Source organism: Sphingomonas yantingensis (assembly GCF_014199325.1).
Classification (GTDB): domain Bacteria; phylum Pseudomonadota; class Alphaproteobacteria; order Sphingomonadales; family Sphingomonadaceae; genus Sphingomonas; species Sphingomonas yantingensis.
In genome coordinates this window covers 605,044-625,077 of sequence record NZ_JACIJJ010000002.1, presented here as the reverse complement: position 1 = coordinate 625,077, position 20,034 = coordinate 605,044, and the positions used below count along the sequence as shown (strand labels likewise).

The following is a 20,034-nucleotide window of genomic DNA, read 5'->3' as shown; positions in this document are numbered from 1 at the left end:
GATTTGAAGGAGGGAAAATACTAACTGAATTTATGTGGCTTAAACAAGCGTCCGTGAGCAGGCTAAGCCGGAAGGCGTTTTGGCTTGGAGCAAACCTGCTGCCTTGATTAAGGCACTTTGAGCTTGAGATGATCGGGCAATGCCGACGGGTGGGTTAGCGGTTGCTCGACCCGTACCTGCTGCAAAGCTCGTCCAGCTGGCGGGGGGCATGGCACCCCCTCTCAATCAGAAGGACGCACGCGAACGTGCTTCCGAACGTGACGACCATCTCAGACCAGCCGTCGCGCTGGATCAGCAGGTCCCAGAACGGTTCAAAGCCCGGTTGACCATACCTCACGCCCTCGATTGGCTCGACGAGCGGCGAGAAGCCGACGGCGGCGACGATATCCGCTTCGGTGTCACCCTCTTCGACGACCACGTATTCGGTCCAGTCGATCAGCTCGGGCGGCAGCGCCTCGATGCGGGCGGTGAGAAGCGCCTTTAGCCGCGGCTCCAGGTCCATCGTCAGGGCGGCCGCCATGGTGGCGCGATCGTAGAAGTGCAGCATTGCTGTCGTTCCTTTCGGGCATAGAAAAAGCGCCCGAGGCGGGTGCCTGGACGCTTGCATGGACAGGGGGTTGACTCAGGCGGTGACGAGGCGCCGCAGATCGCAGTCGACGTCGGGGACAAGCAGCACCAGCGCGAAGCCGTCGTCGTTGAGGATCAGGCCCGCCTCGATCCAGCCGCTGTGGCGCTCAACGAACTCAAAGGACGGCGTGAAGTCGGGCTCGCCCAAGCGGCTGCCGTCGATGAGGTTGGTCGCCAGCGGAATGCCCGCCACTTGCTCGATCAGGTGGATGGGATCGCTCGGCAGCGCGACGATGAAGTGAGCGAGCTCGCTCAGATCGGTGCCGGGCAGGTCGCGAAGCAGTTGCGAGCGGCGTTCCGCCAGCAGGTTGTGAAGCAGCGGCTCAAGGCCGAACGCAAGCGCCCGCGCCATGTCGGCCGAGCTGCGGATCAGAAGCATGGTGCTTTCTCCAAAGAAAAAGCCCCGCGGATTGCTCCACGGGGCCAATGGTTGAGGGGGGAGTCAGAGTCAGCGGAAAGTCGCGACGACCCTCACGTCGGGTCGCCCGGCGATGCGGAGCGGGATTTCGAAATAGCTCTGGATGTTGGTGATGGCCTGCTTGCGGGCGGTGTCGAGCAACCCCGGCTGTTGGGCCTGCGCGACCATCGCTCGGCGTGCGTTGCGATAGTTGAGCTTTCCGAGGGCTTCGACCTGGCCTTCGCTCCAGCTGAGAATGCCGCCGTTGATGGTGGTGGCGTTCTCGGGTTGAAACGCGATGTCGCCCAACGTCACCTTGGGCAGCCGCACGGTGACCAGCTTCGCCGTATCGTTGTAGGTGACGTCGCCGAGGCTGAGGTTGGAGAGGTCGAGGTGGTAGGGCACGACGGCCGGCACGCTGAGCTCCTGCGTGCCACCGAGTATCCACCAGAGCGTGCGTTGCGCCTCGACCTTCGCAGTCCCCTTGTAGCTGAAGACGACCAGTTTGTTGTCGGTGCGCAGGCTTTCGACGGTCGCCGCCAGCACACGGGTTGTGTCGACGCGGAAGAAGCCCTCGTTTTTCACTTCGGTGTCGACGGGGCGTCGGTCGGTCAACGCGTACACCCCGCTCGCCACGGCGAGGTGCGACACGATCAGGAGCGGGACGGCGCCGTTCATTTCCAACGAACCTCCGCGAAGGCGCGACAGGAAGTGCGGGCGTTGACGATGTTGCGGCCGGTGGAGACGCGAATCTGCTGTTCGTCCAAAGGCAAAATTTCGCGACCGCGCCGCTTGGCTTCCTCGTTGATCCGGCCGGTGGCGATCGAGCGGCAGGCTGTCAGCAGTGGGCCGGCCTCGGGCACGAACTGGTAACGGGAATAACGGACGTCGACTGTGAAGCCGTCTGCGGTGTCCTTCACCTCGATCTTGGCGTTTTTGTCTGCGCCCTCGCTCAGCGGGCGGGAAACGTCGGCCGGCTTCGTGCAAGCCGAAAGGGCGAGCGAAATCATCACCGCGATCGCGGCGTTATGCTGATGCATGCTATTCTCCTTAGATGGACGCGCGGCGTCGCGCCGGGGCTGGATTGCGCCGACTTTCGTTGTGTTTGCCGCACGGTGATGTCGCCCTAACGGGGAGCGACCTTCGGCTTAGACCCTCGTGCCGCCCCTATGTACCTCTCGGGAGCGGCGGCCGAAGCCGGATGTTAGGAACCTAGCCACTAGAGCAGGCGCATGCGCCTTTACCGGCGGACCGGCTGGACATGCGCGCATGCCACCCGGCCTCGGATTTTCGTCCGCGACCGAGCCTAGTGGCTGGGGTTCCTACGCCCCGCCCCCCGGCTTTCACGAGGGGCGCAGCGATCATGGTCAGGCTCGACAGCGCACGCAATAGGCGTTTGCGCGGAGCGGACCGAAGGCTGAAAAAGCCTTCATATAAGATGGGCGAATTCGCGCGCGCCATCTCGGCCGTTCAGCGTAACCCGGCGAGATCTCGGAACCTGTCGTTTCATGATCTTGTCAATCGATGGAGATGGGCCGAACGCAGGCCCGAGAGGCCCGCTCCAAGTCAGACTTTCCAAGGACTGTTCCAAGTAGCCGCGTCAAAGCCCCTCAGTCCGCACACAGGGCGACTATTTGCGCCAACAGCTCCCTGACATCCTCCGGGATCTCATCCGCCTTCATCGCCGAAGCGATCTGAAAAGGCGAGACGGCGCACACGGTCATAATTGATTGATGCCCCTTCTGAGTTATTTCCTTTCCTCGAGCATCAATCATCGCGAACGCGACGTCACGAGCGACAAAGTTCTCAGGCACCACCAAGGCATGCTCCGCCATCAAAGCCTCAACAACTTCGACAGGCTGGCCACTCGCGCGCGCGATGGCGGCCGGCAACAACAAGTAGTTCTCAATGTGCCGCCTCCGCCACACGCGCAGCAAAAGATTGTCGTGAGCAGCGCTGAAGGATTTGTCGCAAAGCGAATTAGAATCTACTTGGTTCAGCTCCTGATCGTCTCTATCGCGAATGCTAAGTGCCTTCAGCTCTGGGATCTCCTTCTGCAACTGGAGGAATAGCTGCTTGCGCTCCCCGCTGCCACCGGTCCAAGGCCACTCTACCAGGTTCTTTGGCCAAGCAGTGCCGAGCTGCTTGGCCCAAGCCTTTAGCAAGCGCGCGTCACTCAGATTCTCAATGATGAGCAGCCGACGGGCACGCCTAAGGGGGTCGAGCTTTGGCGCATAATCACTTCCAAGCCCGAGGAACAAGCCAACCTTTTGGTCAGCCTCCTGGAGGTATTTGGCTCCCGACCCGGAAAAGCGGAGGACCTGCGAGTGATCGGCCCACCGCAGGATCTCGGTGCTGTGCGTGGCAAGCAACACCTGCTTCCCACTTCGTTGAGCGATGCTTTCGAGCTTTTCGACTAGCTGCGACTGCAAAGAGGGATGCAGGTGCGCATCCGGCTCATCAAGAAGGAGCGTCCGAACGGAGGGCGAAACAGCCAGCGCGTACACGCTCAGCCACTGCAAAAACCCACTTCCCTCCGCCATCAAATCCCGCGCTTTATAGCCGCTGTGGCGCGTGAACTTGCGGCCGTCTAATCGGCCCTTGATCGTGCTCACTTTGATGTAGGTGTGATACAGGTCATTGAAGGGCGCCACGTCAAGCTGAAGACCGAAAACTTCCGCCATGGTTTGCTGCAGGACCTCCCAGGGATCCTCGGCCCGAAGGCGTTCGAGGTCCGAATTTTTGATCTTTGTCCGTCCCTCCTTGAGCTCGGCACGTCTTCTCTCATTCTCCCCGTGAAGGTCGTGCAACAGGTTTCGGATCACGCCGCCGGCGAGTCCGCGACCGATCATGGCTCTCCGTTCAGCTCCCGACATGTAGTTTTCACGACTGCTGATGCCTGCGAATGGCGGTAGGTAAGCCAGGGGAGGCAGCAGATCGCCGTCTGCGAGGTTTGTGCTGGACGCTTTTAAGAAGAGCCGGTCATTCGCTAGGGCCAATACCAAAGTCAGATGTTTGTCTGCACCCGCCACGTCGGTCCAGTCGCAGCGAATCGATAATGAGTAACCATCTGCACCTGGCTGCTGAGTAGTCAGATTCGTCCAAAGGTGCTTCAGACTCGGCAACGCAAGTGGTGAGAATTCATCATCCGATAGGCCTAGGCCCTGCCTTCCGTAACCGGGATAGAGGCTCTCTCGGCCTCGCTCCATCTCCAAGACGGTCCGGCAGAAGTCCCAGACGGCCATTGCCTGCAGAAGTGTCGACTTCCCGGAGTTGTTACCTCCAGCTAAGAACGAAAGCCCAGCAGGATGGAGCTCGAACTCGGTATTCTTGAATTTCTTGAAATTGATTAGCGATACCTTGCGGATCACATGCGCCCCCTCGAAGTCCCTTATGCCATGTTCCTCTTCACGAGCTGGTAAAGCAAGGTAGGTCCGGCGTTCGCCTGTCGGGCGAATGAAAGCATCCGGCATCCAAGACCAAGGACCAGGGAGGGGCCCTTTCCCCAGGAGCTGGCCGAAGCTCGTGAGGAGAGTATACACGAGGCCCTCCTAACCCTCAGCGTCGCTCGCTGGGCAATTCGTCAGCTTCGATCGGTCTCAAGGGCCGCATCGGCCGCGAGCTGGCAGTCGATCGGCCGGCGCTGACGACTGACTTTGGCCGAAGCTATCGTGCGCGGCCAAAGGCCGGCTGTGGCAGCTTTCCTCGATCGACCTCCCGAAAGTTGTGAGTCAGCAACCAGCCCAGGAAGAGCCGTTCTATCCTTGGATAAAGAGGTGCCTCTGGATATTGATGAAGGCGCTCCTGATCTGCGGGATCGATCCAAGCGCTCGTTTTGCATCATTGGTGCCGCCATACCTAATCTGCAGAAAATCGCTGATCCGGTGCGGGGCGAGCTCTTGGATTCCCTGCATTTCGTAAGCCTGCAGGATATAGGTCAGGAACTCCCGCATTTCGGCCTCATAGCCAGACAGCCCTGTTGCCTTTGCGCCCTCAACCCGTGTTGAGCGCGAACGCGGACTGAGCATAAAACGCACGTAAGCGAGCACATCGAAAATATCGCTATTGGGAGCATCGATCAGTCGGCGCATGTCGTCCATGCGATCGTGATCATAGCCCATTTCTTCGAGCCGCCGGATGAATACAGTTCGGCGGTCGGGATCCGTCCAGATCGCGCGAAGCTCATCGGCGCTGCCAACCATGGTGCCAAGATCGCCAAACAGCTGCTCCATGAACTCCTTCGCGGTGATCTGTCGGCCGTTGAACCAATAGGTCGTCTCGGCGACATACCGGATCTTGCGTTCTTTGCCGTCGGCGAGCTTCACCACCACCTTTTCACCCGGAGGCGTGGGCTCGACCGGATCGTCACCACCGTCGGGCGGCTCGGGCGGCCGCGGCGGCTTCGGCCCACCCGGTCCTGTTACTGGCTCTTCGGGCTCGCCGTCCCACGCCGGATCCTTGAAGTGTTGATAGGCCTTCACAAAGTCGTAAATTGTGAAGAAGTCCTTCCCGTCGAACGTGCGCGTGCCCCGGCCGATGATCTGCTTGAACTCGATCATCGACTTCACCGGGCGCAACAGCACGATGTTGCGCACATTGCGCGCGTCCACCCCCGTCGAGAGCTTCTGCGATGTGGTGAGGATCGTCGGCAGGGTCTTTTCGTTGTCCTGGAACTCGCGCAGGTGCTGTTCGCCCAGCTTGCCGTCGTCCGCCGTCACCCGCTCGCAGTAGTGCGGGTCGGGGTTGGTCTTCACCTGGTTGATGAAGTTGCGCACCCGGGCGGCGTGATCCTGCGTCGCGCAGAACACCAACGTCTTCTGGCGCTGGTCGATCTGGTCCATGAACTCGCACACCCGGCTCATCTCGCGCTCGTCGATGATCAGCTTCGTGTTGAAATCGGCCTCGGTGTATTCCTTGTCCGGGTCGATCTCCCCGCTCACCACCTCGTCCTCATCGCTGAAGGTATAGGTGTCCATGGTGCTCGCCATCTGGCGCACCTTGAACGGCGTGAGGAAGCCGTCGCCGATCCCTTCCTTCAGCGCATAGGTATAAACCGGGTCGCCGAAATAGCGGTAGGTGTCGGCGTTCACGTCCCGCTTGGGCGTGGCGGTGAGGCCAAGCTGCACGGCGGGCGCGAAGTATTCGAGGATCCCGCGCCACGTGCTTTCGTCCCGCGCGCCGCCGCGGTGGCATTCGTCGATCACGATGAAGTCGAAGAAGTCCGGCTCATACCCCTCGAACCGGAACTCATCGTCGCCGGTCATGAAGGTCTGGAAGATCGTGAAGAACACGCTCGCATTGGTGGGCACCTTGCCCTGCTTGCGGATTTCCTCCGGGCTGATGCGGCACAGCGCGTCGGGCGGGAAGGCGCTGAAGGCGTTGTAGGCCTGATCCGCGAGGATGTTGCGATCGGCGAGAAACAGGATGCGCGGGCGGCGGGTTGGCTCGCGGGTCAGGTTCCAGCGCGACTGAAACAGCTTCCACGCGATCTGGAATGCGATCGAGGTCTTGCCCGTGCCCGTGGCGAGCGTCAGCAGGATGCGCTGCTGATCCTTGGCAATCGCCTCCAGCACGGCGGTGACGGCGTTGTGCTGATAATAGCGCGGCTGCCACTTGCCGCCGCCGGTCTCAAAGGGCACCGCACCGAAGCGTTCGCGCCATGCATTGCCGGTCGGGAAGCACCGTTGCCACAACTCGTCGGGCGTCGGGAAAGGCGGGGCGATGGCCCCTTCCTTGCCCGTGTGCATGTCGACCTCATACCACTGGGCCCCGTCGGAGGCATAGGCGAAGCGCGCCTTCAGGCGGGTCGAGTAATCCTTGGCCTGACCGACGCCCGCGCCTGCACCCTTGCCGTGGCGCTTGGCCTCCATCGTAGCGAGCTTATGCCCGCGATATTCAAAGACGTAATCGGCCGAGAGCGGTGCCCCGCGCTGCCCACCGGGCATGATGCGGCCGGGGCAGATCGCCTCCCGCCGGATTTGCGCGCCCTCGACCACTCCCCAGCCGGCATCACGCAGAATAGGATCGATGCGATTGGCGCGGGTATCAGCTTCAGTTTCCTGCATCGGCTCAGGTCAGCTCCCCGGCGAAGGCTTTTTTTAGGAGGGATGCTCTCATTTCGTTGATGTCCGAGATCTGCCCAGAATAAAGATCGTTAAGGCTTCGCGATTTTCCTTCAAGTTCAATAGCTGCAGCAATAACCCGCCTTTGGACAGGCAAATCGGGTATGGTGTGGGTGAGTCTTCGCTGAGCGGTGATCGGAACCTGATTTCGAGTAGCCTGCTTCATGACCGCCTCGTATTGTTTTTTGAATGCCGAGCTACGCATCTCATACATGAGAAACTCAGGGAGAACCCTTTCCAAAAAAGGACGATAATAGGTCACCGATGTGCTCAAAATGACCTTGGAATTTTCTGTTCTGAGGGTTGCGACAGGCCCTACCGTGGCGTTGTGTGCGAAGATGACGTCGCCGTCTTGGGCCACGCCCTTTCTAAAGACGGCGGCGCGATCCTCTGAAAGAAATTTCGCAAGTGTTAGATCGATTCGCCCATCTTTGATGCAGTTGGCCGACACATACGGGACACCTTCGTCAACGAACTCTTCTTTGCGGGGATAGTTCTCTCCGTGATTGCCGTCGAGATGACTGAGAATCATGCCAGCATCCAGCATCTGCTGCAGCGTCAAAACGGCACCGCCAGATTTCTCGAGCTCGGCTTCGATGAACGATGCAAAGAAGCCTTCGGCATCCGCCAGATTGGCTTCGGCTCGGGCGTGGGCGCGGTCGAGGGCGTCGAAGGCCTGATCCAGCACCGCAACAATCCGCTTCTGCTCTTCCAGCGGCGGTATCGGCACCTCGAGGCGTTGATATGCGCTGAAGTCCAGATTTCGGATACCGGTTGATCGTCGCTGGAGTGGCTCCGTCCGCCCGTCCACATACCACCAATACAAAACGCGGTGGAGGTATCGGGGGTCAAGCTGGTTCTGGTCTTTGACTCGTATTGCGCTTGTGAAGTTGCTGAAGGAGTAAACGCCTTCATCGATGTCGAACAGCACAACACGGCCAACGGGCTGCTTGGGGCCGCCGCCTGACTTCTCGATGATGATGTCGCCCTTTTGGAGGCGGCGCTTACTAAGCTGGTTGGCTTCGACTTGCAGCACCGCCACGTCCGAGAGATCGATCAATCCGTCGGCAGTGAAGTTGGTGTTTCGGATGACGGTCGCTGTTTCGAAAGGCGGCTTCTTCCCGGTCCAGAGCCCGTTGTGGAACGTGCAGCAATCCTCCAATGGAAGCCGCCGCCATCCAAATGCTTTGTCGGAAGCTTTGGCGATGGCTGTCACAGCATCCCCCGGATCTCTTCAAGGATTTGCCGCGTCTCGTCGTCGCGGGCGAGCATGTCGGCGATTATCTGCTCGGGTGCGCGCAGCGGCGCTTCCTCGGGTGCGGTAGGATTGCGGACCGACAGATCCCATGTCGCCTTGTCGAGATCGCCGACATCCACCGTCCAGCTCTTGGCGCTGTCCGCCTTGTCCGACTGAAGGGCGACGAACTCGGCAAGGTCGTCGTCATTTAGCGCATTGGTCTTGCCGAGCGAGCGGCCCGGATCGAGCTGGTAATACCAGACCTGCCGGGTGGGCGCGCCCTTCTCGAAGAACAGCACCACCGTCTTCACGCCTGCGCCCTGGAACGTGCCGCCGGGGCAATCGAGCACGGTATGGAGGTTGCAGCTGGTCAGCAATTCCTTGCGCAGTTCGACGCTGGCGTTGTCGGTGTTGCTGAGAAAGGTGTTCTTGATCACCACCGCCGCGCGCCCGCCGGCTTTCAGCTTGCGGATGAAGTGCTGCATAAAGAGGTAGGCGGTCTCCCCAGACTTGATCGGGAAGTTCTGCTGCACCTCCTTGCGCTCACCGCCGCCGAAGGGCGGGTTGGCCAGCACGATGTCGTGACGGTCGGCCTGCTGGATGTCCATCACGTTCTCGGTGAGCGTGTTGGTGTGGCGGATCTGCGGCGCCTCGATCCCGTGCAGGATCATGTTCATCACGCCCAGCACATAGGCGAGTGATTTCTTCTCCTGCCCGTAGAAGGTCTTACGCTGTAGAATGTCCCACTCGGCAGCGGACAGGTCCGGCCGGCGCAGGTATTCGAACGCCTCGCAAAGAAACCCGGCCGAACCAGCCGCACCGTCGTAGATGGTCTCGCCGATCGTGGGGTCAACGACCTTGATCATGGCGCGAATGAGCGGCCGCGGGGTGTAATATTCGCCGCCATTGCGCCCGGCGTTCCCCATGCGCTTGATACGGGTCTCGTAGAGATCGGACAGCTCGTGCTTGGCCTTGCTACTGCCGAAATCGAGCGTGTCGACGATGTCGATTACCTCGCGCAGGGAGTAGCCGGAGCGGAAGCGGTTGATGATCTCAGTGAAAATTTCGCCGATCTTGTATTCGATGGTTTCGGCATCGCTGGCAGATTTGCTGAAGCCCTTCAGATAGGGGAACAGCTTTCCATTGACGAAATCGATCAGGTCCTGACCCGTCATGGCGATCTGATGATCAATCTCGCCATCATACCGCTTCGGTGCGGCCCACACATCCCATCGATATTCAGGTTCCAGGATCGGTTGGTACTCGCGACCCTCGAGTTCGGCCTCATCTTCCTGCGCGGATTCGAGATCGTCGAGGTATTTCAGGAACAGGATCCAGCTGGTCTGCTCGGCATACTCGAGCTCCGACGCCAGGCCCTCGTCATTGCGCATCGCGCGATCGACGCTGTTGAATGCGTTTTCGAACATGGGCATCAGCTAGCCAGCCCTTGAGCGAGCGACAAGCTGATACCTCGCGGGCGGTTAGAGGGTATGGAGGGCGGTTAAACCCCAATCGGGCAACGCGACAATCCGTCGTAAGGACTTTTCGCCTGATCGGCCGATAGCTGTGGGGTAGTTCACGACTGAAAGCCCCACGCACCGTCGACAATCTGCACCGACCGATCTGGTGAGCCGCGCAGCTGAAAGCTGTCAATCCTGAACCGGCCCGACAGCAGACGCCTCAGGCCTCAGAAGAGCGTCAGCTGGATTTGGCCGCGCTTCCTACCCCAAAGCGTCCCACGTAGTACCCAAACGCCGACCCAGCCGAACGCACGTTCGCTTGGACGCCGCCGAATTCCCCTGCTGAAAGTGGTGGTGCCGCCTACAGGACTCGAACCTGTGACCCCCGCATTACGAATGCGATGCTCTACCAACTGAGCTAAGGCGGCTCCGGGCGCCGAAACGGCGTCGAGGCGGGGCGCTTAGCAGGGGTCGGGCGAGCTGACAAGCGGGCTTGAGCGCGATCGCGTCCGCCCGGCGGCTTTACACATCGTTTACCAAGCAGCGTGCAAAACGGCGCCCAAGGACCAAGGGGCGCTTCGTGCCCGAGCGAGGATGGCGGCATGAACATGGTGAAGGGCGCAGAGGGCGAGGCGACCGCAAAGACCGGCGGCGCGGGGCACCCGCTCGACATCGGCACCGACGAGCGCCGGATGCACGTCCGCGCCTATAATTACTGGGTCTCGCTGCTCGGCGGGCGCGCCTATCCCTCGATCGAGGATCTCGATCCCACGAACATCGCCGATTTCGGCGCGAACAGCGTGCTCCTCGATTTCTCGCATGGGGTCGAGGATCCGGCGGTCGCCTATCTCGGCCGGTCACTGCGCGAGGAATGCGGGGTCGAGGCGAGCATCCGCCAGATCAGCGAAGTGCCCGCCCGCTCGCTGCTGTCGCGGCTGACCGACCATTATCTCCAGATCATCGCCAACCGCGCGCCGATCGGGTTCGAGGCGGAGTTCGTCGGCCAGAAGGGACAGAACACGCTCTATCGCGGCATCCTGATGCCCTTCTCCTCCGATGACGACACGATCGACTTCATCTACGGCGTCATCAACTGGAAGGTGACCGTCGACGACGAGATGCAGGCACGTCTGGCCGCGGAGGTAGAGGCGGCGCGCCGCGAGTTGCCGCGGATCGAGGTGGCGGTGGCACCGGCCTGGGCCGACGGCCCCTCGGCGGTGTTTGCCGAGCCGCCGGTAGACGAAGCGCCGGTGGCGCCAGATTTCCTCGATGCCGATGCCGGGCTTGCCGACCTGCTCGACAATGCACGCGCCTGCGCCGACGATGTGGGCCAAGCCGACAAGCGGACCCGCGCCGCGCTGTATCGCGCGCTCGATCGCGCCTATGCCTTTGCAGAGGCCGCGGCGGGCGATCCTGAGGGTTATGCCGAACTGCTCGACGATGCGGGACTCAAGCCGCAGGCGCGCGCGCCGATGACGCCAATCGTCAAGCTCGTCTTCGGTGTGGGCCAAGACAAGACGCGGCTGACCGAATATGCCGCCGTGCTGACGCACGCTCGTCGCCAGGGGATCGCAGTCGAGGGATTCGCGGCGTTCCTGTCGGGCGCCGAGGGCGGGATCAAGGGGATCGTCGCCGCCGAGCGCGCCGTGCGCCGGCCGGCGACAAGGCCCGATGGCTTTGCCGCCGCCGCCGATATGCTGCGGGCAAAGGCGCCGATCGCCTCGCTGCCGATCGCTGCGGGGGACGAGGAATTCGTCCTTCTGGTAGCGCGCGCGGGCCTGAACGGGATGCTCGAGGTGGTCGCCCGGGTCGAGGGTGAGGCGGCGCTCACCGAAAAGGCGATCCGCTCCGCCGGCGGCTGATCGTACGGCCCGATCGTATGGCTTGAGACTATCGGGCATTGGGCGCATAGGCCCGCCCATGCTGAGCAAGAAAGGCACGACGCCGGCCAAGGCGATCGCAGCGCGCTTCTTCGATGGAGCGCTTCCGGGAGAGACTGAGGGCCTCGACAAGGCCGAGCGCGCCGATGCGGCGGGCTTCGTGGCGGAGGCGGCGGCGACGCGCCCGCCCGGCCGCCCCGCGATCGCCATCGACACCTTTGCTCGTGACGAGCGGCGGCGGATGCGCCTCGCTGTCATCAACGACGACATGCCGTTCCTGGTCGATTCGATCGCCGCGACGATCGGCGCGGCGGGCGCCCCGATCGAGCGGCTGGTCCATCCGGTCCTGCGCGTCGTGCGCGACAAGAGCGGCGCGCTGACCGCGATCGACGACGACGCCGGCGCCCCCGAATCGATGGTCTATATCGAGATGGATCGGCTGGACGCCAAGGAACGGCGCGAAGTGGTCGAGGATCTCGAGCGCAATCTTGGCCATGTCCGCCGCGCGGTCGCCGACTGGCCGCAGCTTCAGGCGGCGCTGTCGGCCGATGCCGACCGGACCGAGGATGACGAGGGCGCGGCGCTGCTCCGCTGGTTCCTTGACGGGCACATGACGCTGCTCGGCCACGAGTGCTGGGACGTCGAGGGCGGCGTGCGCGATGCGATCGGCATCGCCGCCGAACCACTGGAGACGCCGCTGCTGGCCGAAGCGTCGCGCGGCCTTGCCGCCGAGTATTTCGCCAAGGGTGGCCGCGCGCCGCTGCTCCTCAAGTCGAACTGCATCTCGACCGTCCATCGCCGCGTGCCGCTCGATCTCGTGCTGCTGCCGATCCTGAAGGGTGAGCGGGTCACCGGCCTGTCGATTCATGCCGGCCTGTGGACCAGTGCGGCGCTGCATTCGCCGCCGCACGAGGTGCCGCTGCTCCGCCGCAGCCTCAAGGCGCTGACCGCCAAGTTCGGCTTCGACCCGCGCGGCCACACCGGCAAGGCGATGGCGCATTCGCTGACCGAACTGCCGCACGACCTGACCACCGCGTTCGATCAGGATGCGCTGGAAACACTGGTCCTCACCGCGATGTCGATCGCCGATCGCCCGCGACCCAAGCTGGTGCTGGTGAAGTCGGTACTCGGCCGGCACCTGTTCGGCTTCGTCTGGCTGCCGCGCGACGAGCTGACGACGGGCCGGCGCGAGGCGATCGGCACGATGCTGGCGGAGGCGGCGAACGCCTCGCTGCTCAGCTGGTCGATCAGCCTCGAAGACGGCGAGACGGCGCTGATCCGCTACACGCTCGACCTGCGCGGCGCGGGCCGGATGCCCGATGCCGAGGCGCTGGACGACCGCCTTGTCCGCATGATGCGCGGCTGGTCCGCGGCGGTGGAGGCGGCGCTGGTCGATCTGGCCGGCGCGGGCCGCGCGGCGCGGCTGGCGCTGCGCCATGCCAGCAGCTTCCCGGTCAATTACCGCAACGCCTTCACGCCGGAGGAAGCGGCACAGGACGTGCTGCGCATCGCTGAACTGGAAGAGGCGAACGACCGGCAGGTTCGGATCCTCGCCGACGACAATCCCGACGACGGCCGCTTCCGCATCAAGATCTATCGCCGCGGCGGCGCGCTGCCCTTGTCGGACGCGGTCCCCGCGCTCGAGAATTTCGGCTTTCGCGTCATCGCCGAGCTGCCGACCCTGCTCGACGGCGAGGGCGAGATCGTCATCCACGATTTCTATGTCGAGGTGCCGGGCGCTCCGCATGCCGAGAAGCACCTGGACCACCCGATGGTCGAGGCGGCGATCCAGGCGGTGCTGGAGAACCGCGCGGAGAACGACGCCTTTAACCGGCTGGTGGTCGAGGCGGGCACGTCGCCGCTGTCGGTCGTCCTCTATCGCGCGTGGTTCCGCTATCTGCGCCAGACGGGTCTGGCTTACGGCCTCGGTACCGTCGTCGATGCGCTGCGCCGCGCGCCGAAGGTCGCGGCGGGGCTGATCGCGCATTTCTCGGCCGCGCACGATCCGTCGCGCGCCGACGGGCGCGACGCGGCGATCGAGAAGGCGGCGAAGGCGATCGAGAGCGGCCTCGACGCCGTCTCCGCAATCGACGACGACCGCATCCTGCGCGCGCTTCGCGGCGTCGTCGCGGCGACGCTGCGCACCAACGCCTTTGCGCCCGCCGCGGACGAGGCGCTGGCGTTCAAGCTCGATTCGGCCAAGGTACCGGGCCTGCCCCTGCCCCTCCCCTGGCGCGAGATCTTCGTCTATTCGCCGCGGGTGGAGGGTATCCATCTGCGTGCCGGCCCGGTCGCGCGCGGCGGCCTTCGCTGGTCGGACCGGCGCGACGATTTCCGCACCGAGATCCTCGGCCTGATGAAGGCGCAGCGCGTGAAGAACGCAGTCATCGTGCCGACCGGCGCGAAGGGTGGCTTCTATCCCAAGCAACTGCCGCCGTCGTCGGATCGTGAGGCGTGGCTGGCCGAGGGGACGGAGAGCTATCGCATCTTCATCCGCTCGCTCCTGTCGATCACCGACAACATCGTCGACGGCGCCGTGGTGCATCCCGACAGCGTCGTGATCCACGACGGCGAGGACCCCTATTTCGTCGTCGCTGCCGACAAGGGCACGGCGAGCTTCAGCGACGTCGCCAACGCGATCGCGCAGGAACGCGGCTTCTGGCTGGGCGACGCCTTCGCCAGCGGCGGGTCGAAGGGCTACGACCACAAGGCGATGGGCATCACCGCCAAGGGCGGCTGGGTGTCGGTGCAGCGCCATTTCCTCGAAATGGGCGTCGACGTGCAGACGCAGCCGATCGACGTCGTCGGTTGCGGCGACATGTCGGGCGACGTGTTCGGTAACGGCATGCTGCTGTCCAAGGCGATCCGCCTGCGCGCCGCATTCGACCATCGCCACATCTTCCTCGACCCCGATCCCGATCCGTCGGCGAGCTGGGCGGAGCGCGACAGGCTGTTTGCGCTGCCGCGGTCGAGCTGGGCGGACTACGACCCCTCGCTGATTTCCAAGGGCGGCGGCGTGTTCGCGCGCACCGAAAAGTCGATCAAGCTCTCGAAACAGGTCCGCGAGCTGCTGGGCGTGGACGCAACCGAGCTCGACCCCACCAGCCTGATCGGTGCGATCCTGAAAGCGCCCGTGGACCTCATCTGGTTTGGTGGCATCGGCACCTACATCAAGGCGGGACACGAAAATAACGCCGAGGTCGGCGACCCTGCCAACGACCGCCTGCGCGTCAATGCCGAACAGGTGCGCGCGAAGGCGATCGGCGAGGGCGCGAATCTGGGCGTCACGCAGGCCGCGCGCATCGCGTTCGCGACGAAGGGCGGGCGCATCAACACCGACTTCATCGACAATTCGGCGGGCGTCGATTGCTCGGACAACGAGGTCAACATCAAGATCGCGCTCAACCGCGAAGTGACCGAGGGCCGGTTGAAGCTCGCCAAGCGCGACGACCTGCTCGTGTCGATGACCGACGAGGTGTCGGAGCTGGTGCTGGAGGACAATCGCCTCCAGACGCTTGCGCTGTCGTTCATGGAGAATGACGGGTCGGTCGCGGTGCCGAGCTATGTCCGCGTGATCGAGATCCTCGAGGCGAACGGCCGGCTCGACCGCACGGTCGAGGGGCTGGGCACCAACGAGGACATGCTCCGCGTCGCGCAGGAGGGCCGCGGCCTCACCCGGCCCGAGCTCGCGGTACTGCTGGCGAGCGCCAAGCTGGCGCTACAGGATGCGATCGAACAGGCCGAGCTGGGACAGGACCCCGAACTCGAGCCCGACCTGATGGCCGCTTTCCCCCGGCCGATGCAGAAGAAGTTCGCCGACGCGATCCGCCAGCATCGCCTTCGCAACGAGATCGTCGCGACGAAGCTCGCCAACCGCGTCGTCAATCGCCTTGGCGTCCTCCACCCCTTCGAGCTTGCCGAAGAGGAAGGCGCCGGCATGGCCGACATCGCCGGCATGTTCGTCGTGGCCGAGCGGCTGTTCGGCCTCCCCGCGCTCTGGGAAGCGATCGAGACGACCGACATGCCCGAGGGCGCGCGGCTTGCGCTGCTCGAGGAAGTGGCGGTCGCCACCCGGTCGCAGATCGCCGACCTGCTCCGCATCGCCGCACCCGGCACGCGGCCGGGCGAAGTCATCGCCCGGCTGAAGCCCGGCATCGCCAGCCTCGACCGTCAGACCCGCGACCTGTTGCTCGAAGAGGCAAGCGCGCAGTCGGCGCGGATCGCCGACCGGCTGGAGGCAGCAGGCGCACCCGCCGCGCTGGTGAAGAAGGTCGTCCGCATCTTCGAACTCGACGGCGCGGTGGGCCTGGCCGATCTCAGCCAGCGGCTCGGAACCGAGGAGGCGGTGCTGACGCGCGCGTTCACGCATCTGGGCCATGCGCTCGGCCTCGACTGGGCACAGGCGAATGCCGCGCGCGTCGCCTCGGGCGATCCGTGGGAGCGGCTGCTGATCGCGGGCCTTGCGCGCGATTTCCAGCAGCTCCGCCTCGACTTCCTGTCGCGGCAGGACGGGCGCGATCCGCAGGCGGCGGTCGATGCGTGGCTGGCGACGAATCGCCCGCGCGTCGAGCAGTTCGCCTCGCTCGTGGCACGTGCGCGCCGGGCGCCCAGCCCGAGCGCGGCGATGCTCGCGCAGATCGCCGGGCAGGCCCGCGTCCTTCTCGGGCGCTGATTTCCGGGCGGGTGCGGTCTATCGCCGCACCCGCCCAGGCTAACTTTCGTCAGCAATAATTTGTTGCGGTGCGGTGCGAGTAACGCAACGCGCACGCGCTTAGCTGTTCCCTCGACGCGGCGCCCGCCGCGCTGACCCAAGGGGACGGCTCAACGTGTTCGACTTCAACGACCTTTCGACCCGCCTGATCGACCTCGGACCCACGTGGAACGATGCCGCCAGCGCGTTGATTGTCGCCATCGCGCTGGGGCTCGGCGTCGCCGTCGAGCTTCTGCGACCACGCTGAGCGCCCCCTTTTTGAGGAGAGATGCCGGTATGCGGACGATGATGGCGATGGGGGTGATGACCGGGGCATTGATGCTGGGCGCGTGCGGGACGAGCGACGCATCGAGCAACGACGGCGGCACCGTGGTGCTGCGCAACCTAGCCGAGACCGAGGTGGCGGCGCTCAAGCCGGCGAAGCTCGATATCGTCGGCGACCTGATCCCCACGCCGTCGGACAAGCGCTCCGATTATTACCTGCTTCGCCACCGCTCGACGCTGGCGGGCACCAGCATCGCGATCATCCGGCAGGAGCATGACGACCGCGTCGCCTATGCCCGGACCGAGGTCGATTGCGGGAAGCGCCTATTCCACGTCGTCGGCGTCGCCCCCACCCGCGGGCGGGTGGAAAGCGACGTCGCGCATGACGGCCCGCTCCGCTCGATCCACGGCATGCCGCTGCGCGAGGAACTGGCGCGCTATGTCTGCGAGCGGTCGGGCACGCCGCTGGCGGGCGCCTAGCCCTTTTTCAGCACGTCGAGCGCCGCGGCGGTCATCGCCTCCGCGGCGGTCGCGAACACCGTCTCGGCATCGGGTGCCCAGGCGGGGCTGTGCAGCGAGGGGAGCGACGCGCCCGCTGCCTGCGCCGCATCCCACTTCGCTTGAGGCACGCCGCCGACCCAGAAGAGCAGGCTCTGCACGCCTGCCTTGTCGGCGAGGTAATAGCGGCTGAAATCCTCGCCCACCATTGCCGCGGGCACGTCGGCGACGCGCGCCTTGCCGAAGCGCGTCTCGAAGACCGAGCGGATGCGCCCGGTGAGCGGATCGGTGTTGAACGTCGCGGGGGTCGAGTTCGGGCGGACGGTCATCACCGGCATCCGGTCCTCCGGCACGCCGCTGGCGATCGCCTCACCACGGGCGATCCGGGCGATGCCGTCGAGAAGGAGCTTTCGCGTCTTTTCCTCGTAACTGCGGACGGTGATGAGCAGCGTCGCCTCGTCGCCGATGACGTTGTGGCTGGTGCCGGCACGGAAGCTGCCGACCGTCACCACCGCGGGCGATTGCGGATCGTTCTCGCGGCTGACCAGCGTCTGGAGCGCCATCACGATCTTGGCGCCCAGCACCACGGGATCGCGCGTGCCGCTGGGATAGGCGCCGTGTCCGCCCACCCCGCGCACGGTAAGATCGACCGAATCGACCGTCGCCAGCGCGAAGCCCGGCCGCACCCCGATCGTGCCCGCGGGCAGCGAGGCGCTGTCGTGAAAGGCGAGCGCCACGTCGGGCTTTGGAAACCGGGTGTAGAGCCCGTCGTCGAGCATCGCCTTGGCCCCCAGCCCGCGTTCCTCGGCGGGCTGCGCGATCATGATCAGCGTGCCCGACCATCGATCCTTCATGCGGGCAAGGTTGTTCAGCGTCCCCACCCAGCCGGCCATGTGCGTGTCGTGGCCGCAGGCGTGCATCACCGCGGTCTCGTTCCCCTCGGCCGTCGTCGCCCGCGCCTTCGACGCGAAGGGCAGCCCGGTCGCCTCGGCCACGGGCAGGCCGTCCATGTCGGTGCGGATCAGCAGCGTCGGGCCGGGGCCGTTCTTCATCACCGCGACGACGCCGGTCTGGCCCACCCCCTCGGTCACGGTGAAGCCCGCCTTGCGCGCCGCGTCCGCCATCAGTTTCGCCGAACGCTTCTCCTGAAATGCGAGTTCGGGATTGGCGTGGAGAGCGCGGTAGAGCGCGGTGAGCGCCGGCATCTGCGCCGCCGTCGCGTCGCGAACGGCCTCCTGCGCGGCGAGCGGCGCGGCGACGAGCGCCGCGAGCGGGATCAGCGAACGGATCATGCGGGTCCTTCGGGACGGAGTGCGTCGGCGAGGCTGGCCCTGCCGCTGCCGCGCCGCGCGGGCTTGGGCTGGCTGGGATCGGGCGCCCAGCCGGTCAGGAAGACGATCTGGAACCGCTCGGTCACACGGCCATCGGCATCGGCGCGTGCGGCGAATGCCTCAGCTGCGCGGGCCAGCGCGGTTCGGGTCAGCGGCGGCGTGTCCTTCAGGAGGTTGGTCGCGCCCATCCCGCGCAAGTCCTCGATCAGCCGCCCGATCCCCGCATAACGCACCGCCAGCGGCTCGATATCGGCGACCGGCAGCGTCAGGCCCGCGCGCGACAGCAAGTCGCCGGCCGAGCGCACGTCGATCTGCGGATGCACGCGCGCAACCGCCCGCGGCGATTCTCCCTCAAGCAGCGCGGCGCGCAGCACCGGCAGGCTGCCGGCCCCGACGAACGCGGCGAGGAACAGCCCGTCGGGCCGCAGCACCCGCCGCGCCAGTGCCAGTGCGCCGGGCACGTCGTTGACCTGATCGAGCACGCCCGCCGACACGACGCAGTCGAAGCTGGCATCGGCGAAGGGCAGCCGATCCTCGTCCCCCTGCACGCCCCCGGTCGCCCGCGCAAAGGCGAAGCCCGGATCCAGCCGCGCCACCCGCGCGCCCGGCGGGGGCACGAACGCCCCATCGAAACTGCCGAGGTCGAGGAAGTCCTTGAGCGGCCGCTGCACCGCCGCCAGCCGTTCCTCGATTCCCTCCAGCATCGCCGCGCGCAGGAAATCGTGGCCGGCATAACCGGGCTGGGCGCGGTCGCGGCGCAGGCGCCGGGCCGATCGCGAAAAGGGTTCGGGGGGCGGGGTGGTCGCCATCGCCCGCGCTTGTGCGCCGGGCCGGCGGGCCGCACAAGAGGGGCGTGAGGGGGATCGTCACCACGCTCGGCCGCGCGGCCATCGACTATGCGCTGCCGCCGCGATGCCCGGCCTGTGCCGCGGTGACGGGCGAGGCGCATCGCTTCTGCGCGCCCTGCTGGCAGGGGCTCGATTTCTTGCCCGACGAGGGCGGGCCGGTCCGCGCCGCCGTCGCCTATGGCAGCGTCGCGAGGGACGTGCTGCTCAAGCTCAAATATGCCCGCCGACTCGGCCATGCCGAGCCCATCGCGGCGGCAATGCGGCGGCTGATGCCGGCGGATGCCGAGCTGATTGTTCCCGTGCCCCTCGCCCGCTGGCGGCTCTGGTCGCGCGGCTATAATCAGGCGGGGCTGATCGCCGGGTCGCTCGCGCGTTCGAGCGGCGTGGCGGTGCGCCACGACCTGCTGGTCCGCACCCGCGCGACGCCGGTGCTGCGCGGCCTCGGCCTTGCCGCGCGGCGGCGCGCGGTGGCCGGGGCGTTCGCCGTCATCGACCCGGCGGCGCTGGCCGGCCGTCACGTCGTCCTGATCGACGACGTGTTCACCACCGGCGCGACCACCGGCGGCTGTGCGTCCGTGCTTGAAGCGGCGGGCGCACGCGTGACCACGCTGGTCTTCGCGCGCGTTCTGGCCGGTTCCGACGATTGACAAGCGCGCCCG

15 protein-coding genes and 1 tRNA gene are annotated in these 20,034 nt (G+C 65.1%); 5 read left to right on the top strand and 11 right to left on the bottom strand.

The window, feature by feature from the left end:
- Positions 1–154: 154 nt before the first annotated feature.
- The 9 genes from FHR19_RS09180 to FHR19_RS09140 form a co-directional block, all read right to left on the bottom strand.
- On the bottom strand, positions 155–547 hold the full coding sequence (locus FHR19_RS09180) for a hypothetical protein (protein ID WP_184027252.1): 393 nt from the start codon (positions 545–547) through the stop codon (positions 155–157).
- 75 nt (positions 548–622) lie between these two features.
- Complete coding sequence (locus FHR19_RS09175; RefSeq protein WP_184027250.1) at positions 623–1,006, bottom strand: hypothetical protein; 384 nt, start codon at positions 1,004–1,006, stop codon at positions 623–625.
- A gap of 69 nt (positions 1,007–1,075) precedes the next feature.
- Positions 1,076–1,702: a DUF4230 domain-containing protein gene (locus tag FHR19_RS09170; RefSeq protein ID WP_184027248.1), complete on the bottom strand. Its 627-nt coding sequence runs from the start codon at positions 1,700–1,702 to the stop codon at positions 1,076–1,078.
- Positions 1,699–2,064 (bottom strand): hypothetical protein, encoded by a 366-nt coding sequence (locus tag FHR19_RS09165; protein ID WP_184027246.1) that lies wholly within the window; start codon positions 2,062–2,064, stop codon positions 1,699–1,701. Before FHR19_RS09165 ends, FHR19_RS09170 begins: the two co-directional genes overlap by 4 nt.
- A 570-nt stretch (positions 2,065–2,634) precedes the next feature.
- On the bottom strand, positions 2,635–4,395 hold the full coding sequence (locus FHR19_RS09160; RefSeq protein ID WP_184027244.1) for an AAA family ATPase: 1,761 nt from the start codon (positions 4,393–4,395) through the stop codon (positions 2,635–2,637).
- A gap of 387 nt (positions 4,396–4,782) precedes the next feature.
- The gene (hsdR, locus tag FHR19_RS09155; protein ID WP_184027242.1) at positions 4,783–7,089 is read right to left on the bottom strand and encodes an EcoAI/FtnUII family type I restriction enzme subunit R; all 2,307 of its coding nucleotides are present in this window, start codon (positions 7,087–7,089) and stop codon (positions 4,783–4,785) included.
- Positions 7,090–7,093: 4 nt separating this feature from the next.
- The gene (locus FHR19_RS09150) at positions 7,094–8,362 is read right to left on the bottom strand and encodes a restriction endonuclease subunit S (protein ID WP_184027239.1); all 1,269 of its coding nucleotides are present in this window, start codon (positions 8,360–8,362) and stop codon (positions 7,094–7,096) included.
- Complete coding sequence (locus tag FHR19_RS09145) at positions 8,359–9,810, bottom strand: type I restriction-modification system subunit M (protein ID WP_184027237.1); 1,452 nt, start codon at positions 9,808–9,810, stop codon at positions 8,359–8,361. Before FHR19_RS09145 ends, FHR19_RS09150 begins: the two co-directional genes overlap by 4 nt.
- Positions 9,811–10,195: 385 nt before the next feature.
- Positions 10,196–10,271: transfer RNA gene (locus FHR19_RS09140), tRNA-Thr, on the bottom strand.
- Positions 10,272–10,445: 174 nt separating this feature from the next.
- Here FHR19_RS09140 and FHR19_RS09135 point away from each other — a divergent pair.
- From FHR19_RS09135 to FHR19_RS09125, 4 genes are all read left to right on the top strand, one after another.
- The gene (locus FHR19_RS09135; RefSeq protein WP_184027235.1) at positions 10,446–11,705 is read left to right on the top strand and encodes a PAS domain-containing protein; all 1,260 of its coding nucleotides are present in this window, start codon (positions 10,446–10,448) and stop codon (positions 11,703–11,705) included.
- Between the two features lie 58 nt (positions 11,706–11,763).
- Positions 11,764–16,395, top strand: coding sequence for an NAD-glutamate dehydrogenase (locus FHR19_RS09130; RefSeq protein ID WP_184027233.1), 4,632 nt, complete (start codon positions 11,764–11,766; stop codon positions 16,393–16,395).
- Between the two features lie 154 nt (positions 16,396–16,549).
- Positions 16,550–16,681: a hypothetical protein gene (locus FHR19_RS17855; protein ID WP_281375664.1), complete on the top strand. Its 132-nt coding sequence runs from the start codon at positions 16,550–16,552 to the stop codon at positions 16,679–16,681.
- A 29-nt stretch (positions 16,682–16,710) separates the two neighbouring features.
- Positions 16,711–17,178, top strand: a complete 468-nt coding sequence (locus FHR19_RS09125) for a hypothetical protein (protein ID WP_184027231.1) — start codon at positions 16,711–16,713, stop codon at positions 17,176–17,178.
- Here the strand turns inward: FHR19_RS09125 and FHR19_RS09120 are convergent.
- Entirely contained in the window at positions 17,175–18,488 is a 1,314-nt protein-coding gene (locus FHR19_RS09120; protein WP_184027229.1) for an amidohydrolase, read from the bottom strand. The two genes, FHR19_RS09125 and FHR19_RS09120, sit on opposite strands and share 4 nt — an antisense overlap.
- A complete protein-coding gene (locus tag FHR19_RS09115) occupies positions 18,485–19,336 on the bottom strand; it encodes a class I SAM-dependent methyltransferase (protein WP_184027227.1) in 852 nt (283 codons plus the stop codon). The genes FHR19_RS09120 and FHR19_RS09115 overlap by 4 nt, the downstream gene beginning before the upstream one ends.
- 44 nt (positions 19,337–19,380) lie before the next feature.
- Here FHR19_RS09115 and FHR19_RS09110 point away from each other — a divergent pair, with 44 nt between their 5' ends.
- On the top strand, positions 19,381–20,022 hold the full coding sequence (locus tag FHR19_RS09110) for a ComF family protein (protein WP_343053218.1): 642 nt from the start codon (positions 19,381–19,383) through the stop codon (positions 20,020–20,022).
- The last annotated feature ends 12 nt before the right edge of the window (positions 20,023–20,034 follow it).

Coding starts and splice junctions, on each gene's coding strand:
- FHR19_RS09180 (WP_184027252.1), bottom strand. CDS start 547: ATGCTGCACTTCTACGATCGCGCCACCATGGCGGCCGCCCTGACGATG.
- FHR19_RS09175 (WP_184027250.1), bottom strand. CDS start 1,006: ATGCTTCTGATCCGCAGCTCGGCCGACATGGCGCGGGCGCTTGCGTTC.
- FHR19_RS09170 (WP_184027248.1), bottom strand. CDS start 1,702: ATGAACGGCGCCGTCCCGCTCCTGATCGTGTCGCACCTCGCCGTGGCG.
- FHR19_RS09165 (WP_184027246.1), bottom strand. CDS start 2,064: ATGCATCAGCATAACGCCGCGATCGCGGTGATGATTTCGCTCGCCCTT.
- hsdR (WP_184027242.1), bottom strand. CDS start 7,089: ATGCAGGAAACTGAAGCTGATACCCGCGCCAATCGCATCGATCCTATT.
- FHR19_RS09145 (WP_184027237.1), bottom strand. CDS start 9,810: ATGTTCGAAAACGCATTCAACAGCGTCGATCGCGCGATGCGCAATGAC.
- FHR19_RS09135 (WP_184027235.1), top strand. CDS start 10,446: ATGAACATGGTGAAGGGCGCAGAGGGCGAGGCGACCGCAAAGACCGGC.
- FHR19_RS09130 (WP_184027233.1), top strand. CDS start 11,764: ATGCTGAGCAAGAAAGGCACGACGCCGGCCAAGGCGATCGCAGCGCGC.
- FHR19_RS09125 (WP_184027231.1), top strand. CDS start 16,711: ATGCGGACGATGATGGCGATGGGGGTGATGACCGGGGCATTGATGCTG.
- FHR19_RS09120 (WP_184027229.1), bottom strand. CDS start 18,488: ATGATCCGTTCGCTGATCCCGCTCGCGGCGCTCGTCGCCGCGCCGCTC.
- FHR19_RS09115 (WP_184027227.1), bottom strand. CDS start 19,336: ATGGCGACCACCCCGCCCCCCGAACCCTTTTCGCGATCGGCCCGGCGC.